Source organism: Kitasatospora sp. NPDC058406, from assembly GCF_042722765.1.
Taxonomy (GTDB): Bacteria; Actinomycetota; Actinomycetes; order Streptomycetales; family Streptomycetaceae; genus Kitasatospora.
Window position 1 is genome coordinate 1 of record NZ_JBHXKE010000311.1, and the last position, 8,912, is coordinate 8,912.

The window sequence follows — 8,912 nt, forward strand, 5'->3', positions numbered from 1 at the left end:
GCCAGAGGCCGGCGGCGTCGCCGTCGACGGCGGCCTGGATGCCCAGGCCGACCGGGACCGGCAGGGCCGCCTGGCCGCCCATCTCCAGCAGCGACCAGCAGGTGGCGAGCACCTGCCCGCGTCGCTGGCCGCGTTGGAGCCAGCGCAGGAAGGCGAGCGGGGAGGTGAGGTCGGGGCGGCCGGGGTCGGCCAGGGGGAGGGTTTCGAGCGGCATGACGCTCCGTTGCGGAGGCGGTGCGGGCGGAGGGCTCGGAGGGGCCGGTGCGGTCACGGCCCGGGGTCGGTCAGGAGGTCATGGCAGCGAGACTGCCAACCCGGATGTGACCCACGCAACAGGTTTTCCGGCGGTCTGCCGCACCCCGACGGGCGCAGGCCCCGCCGCGCGGCCGGTCACGCGGCCGGCCACGTGGCCGTCGCGCAGCCGCCGGACAGCCGCCGGACAGCCGATGCGCACGCCGGTACCAGGCGTCGGAAAATTCTTTGGGGCGCCGGGAACATTCCCGGCACCCCGCAGGTTGCCCCCATCGGAACCCCATGGACGACCAGGAGAGGGCACTCCTTCCCGTGAGCAACATCCCCACTGTCACCCTCAACGACGGCTCGCAGATCCCCCAGCTCGGCTTCGGGGTCTGGCAGGTGCCGGACGCGGAGGCCACCCCCGCCGTCCGCGCCGCGCTCGAGTCCGGCTACCGCTCGATCGACACCGCCGCGGTCTACGAGAACGAGACCGGCACCGGCCAGGCGGTCACCGAGGCGCTCGCCGGCGGTCTGGCCCGCGAGGACCTCTACATCACCACCAAGCTGTGGAACTCCGGCACCCGCGACTGGTCCGGCGAGCAGGGCCGGGACGCGGTGCTGCGCGAGTTCGACGCGTCGCTGGACCGGCTGGGCCTCGACTACGTCGACCTCTACCTGATCCACTGGCCCCGCCCGATGCACGGCAGCTACCTCAACGTCTGGAAGGCGCTGGAGCAGCTGCGCGCCGACGGCCGGGCGAAGTCGATCGGCGTCTCCAACTTCGGGGCCGAGCAGCTCACCCGCCTGCTCGACGAGGCCTCGGTGGTGCCGGCACTGAACCAGGTCGAGCTGCACCCGTACTTCCCGCAGGAGGAGCTGCGCGCCTTCCACGCGGAGCACGGCATCGCCACCGAGGCCTGGAGCCCGCTGGGTCAGGGCAAGGATCTGCTCGCCGAGCCGGCCCTGGCGCGGATCGCCGGCAAGCACGGGCGCACCGTCGCCCAGGTGGTGCTCCGCTGGCACCTGCAGAGCGGCATCATCGCGATCCCGAAGTCGGTCACCCCGTCGCGGATCAAGGAGAACCTCGACGTCGGCGGCTTCGAGCTGGACGCCGACGACCTCGCGGCCGTCGCGGGCATCGCCACCGGCAAGCGGATCGGTCCGGACCCGCAGGAGTTCGACTGGAACTGACCGTTCCCGGTCCGGCGCCCCGCAGGGTGCCGCCGACGGCGCAGGCCGCCTCCCCCTCTTCAGGGAAGGCGGCCTGCGCCGCGTCGACCTGCACGAACCACGAACCGTCGACGGCCTCCGATCCGTTGGCGAATCGTTTTGGCTGAAGCTCGAAGCGAAAGCTACAGCCTGGCCGCCTTGGCGATCAGCGCCAGCGCCGCCTCGTGCTCGTGCTCCTCCAGCGGAGACAGCAGCAGCAGCTGGACCTGCGCCACGCCCGCGGCCGAGCGGTGCAGCAGGTCCTGCCCCGCCGGTGAGAGCGAGAGCAGGTTGCGCCGTCCGTCCGAGGGGTCGCGGCGACGCTGGACCAGGCCGCGCCGGACCAGCCGGCTGACCATCTCGGCCATCGTGGCCTTGTCCAGCGAGGCCAGCTCGCCGACCGTCCGCTGGTCGGCGCCCGGCTCCAGCTCCAGAGCGTCCAGCACCGCGTACTGCGGCGCCGTGAGCTCCGAACCGACGTGCTCCGTCCAGAGCTTGGTGTGCACCTGCTGGCTCACCCGGATGAGGTAGCCGATCGCCCGCTGGGCGTCCAGCATCGGTCGCGCGTCCGTGAGGACGGCGACCTGAGCCGGTTCCAGCCTGGCTATCTTGGCCATCACACGGACGATCTCCAGCTGCTCCTCCGGAGTCAGCGGCTCGAAGAGCGTGCGCTGCACGCGGACCACCCCGCCGGTGGCCTCCCGGACAGCCTGGGCGCCGCTCTGCGAGAGAGCGAGCAGCTTGCGCCGGCCGTCGGCCGGGTCTCGGCGCCGCAGTACGAGGCCGCGCCGGACCAACCGGGCGACCATCTCGGCCATCGTGGCCTTGTCGAGCGAAGCACGCTCTCCGACCGTTCGCTGGTCAGCGCCCGGTTCGAGGGCGAGAACCAGCAGGACCGCGAACTGCGGAGCCGTGAGATCGGCTCCGACGTGTTCGGACCACAGACGGGTGTGGACCTGCTGTGCAACGCGGATCAGGTGTCCGGGCGACTGCTGCAGTCGCGCGGACACACGGGTCGTCGGGATCTCCCCCAGCACCATGTATCCGTCCCGATGTCACACCCGGTGTGTGTGGGACACCCGGGTGGGGCAGTAACGGCGAGTGGGCGTCCCGCTATGAGGGAGGGCGCTCCAGCCGTGCAGCCGGTGGCTGCTGGCGGACACTATACAAACGGCGGGCCCTCGCTGGCAGGCAGGGGCGGATAGTAGACGCAGGTTCGGCAACATTGGCATATTTACGCGCCGCGCCGACCCGGCAGTAACCCGTTCGCAGGAGAAAGCCGACCGGTCGGTCCTTACCCTCGGTCACCTGCGCCTTCGGCCCTGGCCGCACCCCCTACTCACCGGTAGGGTGTGGCCACCTCGACGGCCCCCGTCCTCCCCGGGCGCTCCGCACGACCCCCGGAGGTCCCCGAGTGCCGCCTGGGAGATCCCTGGGAGATCCCTGGGAGATCGCGAGCGAGATCCGAGAGAGACGAGAGTGAGCATGACCGAGCAGACCACCGCACCCCGGGTCGCCGTCGTCACCGGCGCCGCGCGCGGCCTGGGGGCCGCCACCGCCCTCCGGCTGGCCGCCGACGGCTACGCCGTGGCCGTCCTCGACCTCCAGGAGGCCGCCGGCCGGGAGACCGTGGACCGGATCACCGCCGCGGGCGGTCGCGCCGTCGCCGTCGGCGCCGACGTCTCGGACGCCGGACAGGTCCAGGCCGCGGTCGACCGGATCGTCGCCGAACTCGGTCCCCCGGTCGTCCTGGTCAACAACGCGGGCGTACTCCGCGACAACCTGCTCTTCAAGATGACCGAGTCCGACTGGGACACGGTCATGAACGTGCACCTGCGCGGCGCCTTCCTGATGACCCGCGCGGTCCAGAAGCACATGGTCGATGCCGGCTTCGGCCGGATCGTCAACCTGTCCTCCTCCTCGGCCCAGGGCAACCGCGGCCAGGCCAACTACTCGGCCGCCAAGGCCGGTCTGCAGGGCTTCACCAAGACCCTCGCGATCGAACTGGGCAAGTTCGGCATCACCGCCAACGCGGTGGCCCCCGGATTCATCGCCACCGACATGACCGCGGCCACCGCCGCCCGGGTCGGCATGGACTTCGAGGACTTCAAGCGCGCCGCCGCCTCACAGATCCCGGTCCAGCGGGTCGGCGTGCCCGAGGACGTGGCGCACGCCGTCTCGTTCTTCGCTGGCGAGGCGGCCGGATTCGTCTCCGGCCAGGTCGTCTACGTCGCGGGCGGCCCGCTCGACTGAGCACCGGACCTACCCAGGGTTACCACGGAGTGGGAACCGGCTCGACCCGGTCTCCCGCTCCGTCCGTTTTCCCGGCACCAGGGAAATCCCGTGCGACGACCGGACGGGCATTCGAACCGAAATCGTCGGAAAACCGGCCCCCAATACTGCGGTTTTCATCGCTTCACGGCTTTGTCGGAGAATTCCGAATTCCGCCGGGAATCACCCGGACGCGGTGGGTATGGTCACCGGCGTGCACGCGCCGAGTGAACTCCCGGAGTACCCGACCACCACCCGCCGCCGGGGCCTGCGCACCACCCGCGGGCCCGCCGCCCGCCCGTCCCCGCAGCCGCCGCTCGGCCGTCGGCAGACCGTCCTGCTGGGCCTCACCGGCCTCGGCTACCTGCTCGTCGTCGCCGGGGTGCTGCTCGACACCGCCCTGGTCGACCTGGACTGGGCGGTCCGTCTGGCCCGACCCCACGAACGCTGGCCAGGGCCGGAGCCACTGCTGGACAACTGGGTGGTGGCCGGCCAGCGCGGCCCGTCCGCCGTCGCCGTACTCGCCTGGATCGGCTGGCGCGCCCGCCGGCTCGGCCGGATCCGCCCGCTGCTGGTGACGGGCGCCGCGCTGCTGCTGCTCAACCTCACGGTCGGCACGGTCAAGATCGTCACGGGCCGGCTGGGCCCGCACTACGCCCACTACGTCGGTTCGCCCGAGCTCTTCTCCGGCGGCACCATATTCCCCTCCGGACACACCGCCAACGCCGTGGTCACCTGGGGCGTGCTCGCCTACCTCGCGGGCCGGTGGCGCCGCACCGGGGCGGTGCTCGCCGGCGCCACCGCCTGCTCGGTCGGGCTCACCACCGTCTACCTGGGGACCCACTGGGTGACGGACGTGCTGGCCGGCTGGGCGGCCGGCCTGCTCGTCCTGCTCTCGCTCCCCCTGCTGGAACCGCTGGTCCTCGCCGTCGAGCGGCGCCTCGGCCGGCCGCCGGCGAGGACCGGGCCCGGCGGGGCCGGCCGGGACGTCCCGGCTACCCCTCCCAGCTGCGCACCACCACCCCGTCGCGCACCGCGAGGTTGAGCCGCCCCTCCCGGTAGTCCATGGTCATCGCCGCTCCCTGCGCCATGACCCGCACCGAGGCCCATCCGTGCCTCCGGGCCAGTTCCTCGGCCCGTTCCACCCGCAGCCCCGCGTAACCTTCCGCGTCGGCGTCCGTCATCGCCCCTCCCCGGCTCGCATCCCGGACGTACGCTGGAATCGTAGACCGCCGTACGAGGACCCGTACCGACGGCAGGCGCCGGTGGCCGGCACCGGCGGCCGACCCGGGAGGTGACCGCGGATGCCCACCACCGCCCCGCGCCGGTGGCGCAGCGGCACCGAGCCCGCCACCGCCCGCAGTGCCCTCCGGCTGCGCTACCTGCTCTCGTTGACCTTCACCCCGTTGTTCGCCCTGGCCACCGTGGGCTTCGCGGTCTGGGCCGCGAACGCCCCGGAGTTCGGCGCGCCGAGCCGGTCCACCCTGACCGGGTTCGCCGTGGCCTGCGGAGTCCTCACGCTGTTCGCCGTCGTCGATCTCGTCGTCGTGATCCGGCGCCGCCGGACCGAGCTCTGAGGCGGTGCCTCCCACGGAGTGGGAAGCCGGCACGCCCGGCCTCCCGATCCCCCCACACCCCGACGCCCGACCTCCCCGGCCGCACGGACCGGCAGCACGGGCCGGCCGCACGGACCCACTGTCAGGACCGGCCGCGCGGACCGGCCGGACCGCTCAGCGGTTGGAGACCGCCTGTTTCACCAGGGTCCGCCCGAAGTCCCACATCAGACCGCTCCCCCGGTGCGCGTCGTCCATCACCTCGGTGAACGCGTCCATGAAGCGGTCGACGTCCCGTTCGGTGATGATCAGCGGCGGGATCAGCTTGATCACCTCCAGGTGGTCGCCGGACACCTGGGTGAGGATCCGGTGCCGCTGCAGCAGCGGCACGACCACCATCTGGGCGAACAGCCCCTTGCGGGCCGCCTGCAGCGCCGTCCAGCCGGTCCGCAGCTTCAGCGACTTCGGTCGGCCGAACTCGATGCCGATCATCAGACCGCGCCCGCGCACCTCGGCGAGCAGCTCGTACGTGTCGACGAGCGCCGTCAGCCGCCCCCGGAAGTACTCGCCCACCTTGGCGGCGTTCTCCACCACCTGCTCGTCCCGGACGACCTCCAGGGTCGCCAGCCCGGCCGCCATCGCCTGCGCGTTGGACCCGAAGCTGGCCGAGTGGACCAGCACCCGGTCCATCGAGGAGTACACCTTCTCGAAGATCCAGCTCTTGCCGAGCGTCGCGCCGACCGGCACATAGCCGCCGGAGAGCGCCTTGGCCGCGCAGACCAGGTCGGGCAGCACGCCCTCCTCGTACTGGTAGGCGAAGAAGTCGCCGGTGCGTCCGATGCCGGTCTGCACCTCGTCGCAGATCAGCAGCGCCCTGTGCTCGTGCAGCAGCTCCTGGGCCGCGCGGAGCCAGCCGGGCGGGGGCGCCTGCACGCCCTTGCCCTGGATCGGCTCGACGATCAGGGCCGCGACGTCGCCCCGCTTCAGCTCCTTGGCCAGCGCCCCCAGGTCCCCGAGCGGGACGGCGGTGTCCGGGAGCAGCGGGTCGAAGCCCTTGCGGAAGCCACCCTCGCCGTTGACCGAGAGTGAACCCGTGGTCAGCCCGTGGAAGGCGTGGTCGGCGAAGAGGACCCGTTTCCGGCCAGTGGCGTACCGGGCGAACTTGAGCGCCGTCTCCACCGCTTCGGTGCCGCTGTTGCCGAAGAAGACCCGGTCCAGTCCGGGCGTGTGGGACAACAGCCGCTCGGCCAGCAGACCGGGCAGCGGCGAGCAGTCGAAACGGACCAGGTCGGGCAGGTCGAGGTCCATCACCTGCTGGATCGCCGAGCGGACCACCGGGTGGTGCCGGCCGAGCGCGAAGATGCCGAAGCCGGCGAGCATGTCGAGGTACTCGTTGCCCTCGGCGTCGTAGAAGTACTGTCCCTTGGCACGCTCGTAGAACTTGTCGAAGCCGATGGTGTGCAGCATCCGCGACAGCTGCGGATTGAGGTAGCGGCTCTGCAGCTCGTACCGCTCGCCGCCGCGCTCGGCGAGCAGGGCGGCGAGGTCGAAGCGCGCTTCGGTGCGGTCGTCGGGGTCAGCCGGCATGGTGCTGGTTCGCTCCTCGGTTCGGTAGTCCTCTGGCCCGTAGCAGGTTCTTGGCGAAGGCGGCGGTCTGGGCGGCGACCCCGGTACCGGTCAGGCCGGTCTCCTCCAGGATCTCGCCGCGGGCGGCGTGCCCGAGGAACTCCTGCGGCAGTCCGAGCACCCGGACCGGGACGTCCACGTCGGCGTCGCGCAGTGCCTGGGCGACGGCCGTGCCGACCCCTCCGGTGCGCCCGTTGTCCTCGACGGTGACGACCAGCCGGTGCCCGGCGGCGAGGGCCGGCAACGCCGGGTCGACCGGTTTGACCCAGCGCGGGTCGACCACGGTCGCGGTGAACCCCTCGGCGAGCAGCAGCCGGGCGGCGTCCAGTACGGCGGCGGCCGTGGTGCCGACCGCGACCAGCAGGATCTCCGGCTGCTCGGCGGTCCGCAGCAGGACGTCCACGCCGCCGATCCGCTCGACCGCCGGGAGGGCCGGACCGACGGTCCCCTTCGGGAAGCGGACCACGGTCGGGGCGTCCGCGACCTCGACCGCCTCGCGCAGTTGGACGCGGAGTTCGTCGGCGTCGCGCGGGGCGGCGAGCCGCAGGCCGGGGACGACCTGGAGGATCGACATGTCCCACATGCCGTTGTGCGAGGCGCCGTCCGGCCCGGTCACCCCGGAGCGGTCCAGCACGAAGGTGACGCCCAGCCGGTGCAGGGCGACGTCCATCAGCACCTGGTCGAAGGCGCGGTTCAGGAAGGTCGCGTACACCGCCACCACCGGGTGGAGCCCGCCGGTGGCCAGGCCGGCGGCGCTGGTGACGGCGTGCTGCTCGGCGATGCCGACGTCGAAGGTCCGCTCCGGGTGGGCCTTGGCGAACTTGGCCAGCCCGACCGGCTGGAGCATGGCGGCGGTGATCGCCACCACGTCCGGACGCTCCGCGCCGATGGCGAGCATCTCCTCGCCGAAGACGGACGTCCAGGAGACCCCGCCGCTGGGCGAGATCGGCAGGCAGGTGTAGGGGTCGATCGGGTTGACCGCGTGGAAGCGGTCCGCCTCGTCCTGTTCGGCGGGCCGGTAGCCGCGGCCCTTGACCGTCAGGCAGTGCACGATCACGGGGCCGCCGAAGCCGCGGGCCTTGGTGAAGGCCGACTCCAGGGCCGCCAGGTCGTGGCCGTCGATCGGGCCGAGGTACTTGAGCCCGAGGTCCTCGAACATGCCCTGCGGCGCGAAGGCGTCCTTGAACCCCTTCTTGGCGCCGTGCAGCGCGTCGAAGATCGGCTGGCCCACGACCGGGGTGCGCTGCAGCGCGTCCTTGCCCCAGGAGAGGAACCGCTCGTAGCCCTGCGTGGTGCGCAGCGTGGCGAGGTGGTTGGCGAGGCCGCCGATGGTGCGCGCGTAGGAGCGCTCGTTGTCGTTGACGACGATGACCAGCGGCCGGTCCTTGGCGTCGGCGATGTTGTTGAGCGCCTCCCAGGCGAGGCCGCCGGTGAGGGCGCCGTCGCCGATCACCGCGACGGTGCTCCGGTCGTGCTCGCCGAGCAGCTGGGCGGCCTTGGCGAGGCCGTCGGCGTAGGAGAGGGCGGTCGAGGCGTGCGAGTTCTCGACCAGGTCGTGTTCGGATTCCGCCCGCGAGGGGTAACCGGAGAGTCCGCCCCTGGAGCGGAGTTTCGAGAAGTCCTGGCGACCGGTGAGCAGTTTGTGGACGTAGCTCTGGTGGCCGGTGTCCCAGACGATCCGGTCGTACGGGGAGTCGAAGGCCCGGTGGAGGGCGATCGTCAGTTCGACCACCCCGAGGTTCGGGCCGAGGTGGCCGCCGGTCCTGGTGACGGCGTCGATCAGGAAGTCGCGGATCTCGTCGGCGAGCCGGGGCAGTTCGGCGGCCGGGAGTCTTCGCAGGTCCGCCGGGCAAGTGACGCTGGAGAGCAGTGACACGGGTTCACCTCACGACTCGGAGCGGTGCGGTGGTACCCCGCCTGGCGGGGTGGCCCGGCCCGGGCGCGGAGGCCCGGGCCGGGCGGGGGGGGTCCGCGGGGGCGCCCCCCCCCCCCCGGTGGGGGGGAACCGGGGCCGGC

At 72.4% G+C, this 8,912-nt stretch carries 8 protein-coding genes and 1 pseudogene; 4 read left to right on the top strand and 5 right to left on the bottom strand.

Features of this window, described 5'->3' with window-relative positions; all coding sequences use genetic code 11:
- Positions 1–214 (bottom strand): annotated as a pseudogene (locus ACFWOG_RS36740) (ABC transporter ATP-binding protein); the annotation flags it as partial.
- Between the two features lie 350 nt (positions 215–564).
- Here ACFWOG_RS36740 and ACFWOG_RS36745 point away from each other — a divergent pair.
- Positions 565–1,428 carry an aldo/keto reductase gene (locus ACFWOG_RS36745; RefSeq protein WP_329880638.1) on the top strand — a complete coding sequence of 288 codons (864 nt, stop codon included), beginning with the start codon at positions 565–567 and terminating at the stop codon, positions 1,426–1,428.
- A 161-nt stretch (positions 1,429–1,589) separates the two neighbouring features.
- Here the strand turns inward: ACFWOG_RS36745 and ACFWOG_RS36750 are convergent, their stop codons facing one another.
- Positions 1,590–2,456 (bottom strand): MarR family winged helix-turn-helix transcriptional regulator, encoded by an 867-nt coding sequence (locus ACFWOG_RS36750; RefSeq protein ID WP_329880307.1) that lies wholly within the window; start codon positions 2,454–2,456, stop codon positions 1,590–1,592.
- A 475-nt stretch (positions 2,457–2,931) separates the two neighbouring features.
- On the opposite strand from ACFWOG_RS36750, the gene fabG reads away from it, so the two are divergent.
- Positions 2,932–3,699 carry a 3-oxoacyl-ACP reductase FabG gene (fabG, locus tag ACFWOG_RS36755; RefSeq protein ID WP_329948816.1) on the top strand — a complete coding sequence of 256 codons (768 nt, stop codon included), beginning with the start codon at positions 2,932–2,934 and terminating at the stop codon, positions 3,697–3,699.
- Positions 3,700–3,931: 232 nt separating this feature from the next.
- Positions 3,932–4,762 carry a phosphatase PAP2 family protein gene (locus ACFWOG_RS36760; RefSeq protein ID WP_380363755.1) on the top strand — a complete coding sequence of 277 codons (831 nt, stop codon included), beginning with the start codon at positions 3,932–3,934 and terminating at the stop codon, positions 4,760–4,762.
- Here ACFWOG_RS36760 and ACFWOG_RS36765 read toward each other — a convergent pair.
- The gene (locus ACFWOG_RS36765; RefSeq protein WP_329948818.1) at positions 4,713–4,901 is read right to left on the bottom strand and encodes an I78 family peptidase inhibitor; all 189 of its coding nucleotides are present in this window, start codon (positions 4,899–4,901) and stop codon (positions 4,713–4,715) included. The two genes, ACFWOG_RS36760 and ACFWOG_RS36765, sit on opposite strands and share 50 nt — an antisense overlap.
- A gap of 120 nt (positions 4,902–5,021) precedes the next feature.
- On the opposite strand from ACFWOG_RS36765, the gene ACFWOG_RS36770 reads away from it, so the two are divergent.
- Positions 5,022–5,294, top strand: coding sequence for a DUF6343 family protein (locus tag ACFWOG_RS36770; protein ID WP_329948819.1), 273 nt, complete (start codon positions 5,022–5,024; stop codon positions 5,292–5,294).
- A 153-nt stretch (positions 5,295–5,447) separates the two neighbouring features.
- Here ACFWOG_RS36770 and ACFWOG_RS36775 read toward each other — a convergent pair whose 3' ends face one another.
- Positions 5,448–6,857, bottom strand: a complete 1,410-nt coding sequence (locus tag ACFWOG_RS36775; protein ID WP_329948820.1) for an aspartate aminotransferase family protein — start codon at positions 6,855–6,857, stop codon at positions 5,448–5,450.
- Positions 6,847–8,772, bottom strand: a complete 1,926-nt coding sequence (dxs, locus tag ACFWOG_RS36780; protein ID WP_380363759.1) for a 1-deoxy-D-xylulose-5-phosphate synthase — start codon at positions 8,770–8,772, stop codon at positions 6,847–6,849. Before dxs ends, ACFWOG_RS36775 begins: the two co-directional genes overlap by 11 nt.
- Positions 8,773–8,912: the final 140 nt, after the last annotated feature.

What these genes read in the sequence shown, in the direction of transcription:
- fabG (WP_329948816.1), top strand. Translation starts at nt 2,932, where the DNA reads ATGACCGAGCAGACCACCGCACCCCGGGTCGCCGTCGTCACCGGCGCC.
- ACFWOG_RS36765 (WP_329948818.1), bottom strand. Translation starts at nt 4,901, where the DNA reads ATGACGGACGCCGACGCGGAAGGTTACGCGGGGCTGCGGGTGGAACGG.
- ACFWOG_RS36770 (WP_329948819.1), top strand. Translation starts at nt 5,022, where the DNA reads ATGCCCACCACCGCCCCGCGCCGGTGGCGCAGCGGCACCGAGCCCGCC.
- ACFWOG_RS36775 (WP_329948820.1), bottom strand. Translation starts at nt 6,857, where the DNA reads ATGCCGGCTGACCCCGACGACCGCACCGAAGCGCGCTTCGACCTCGCC.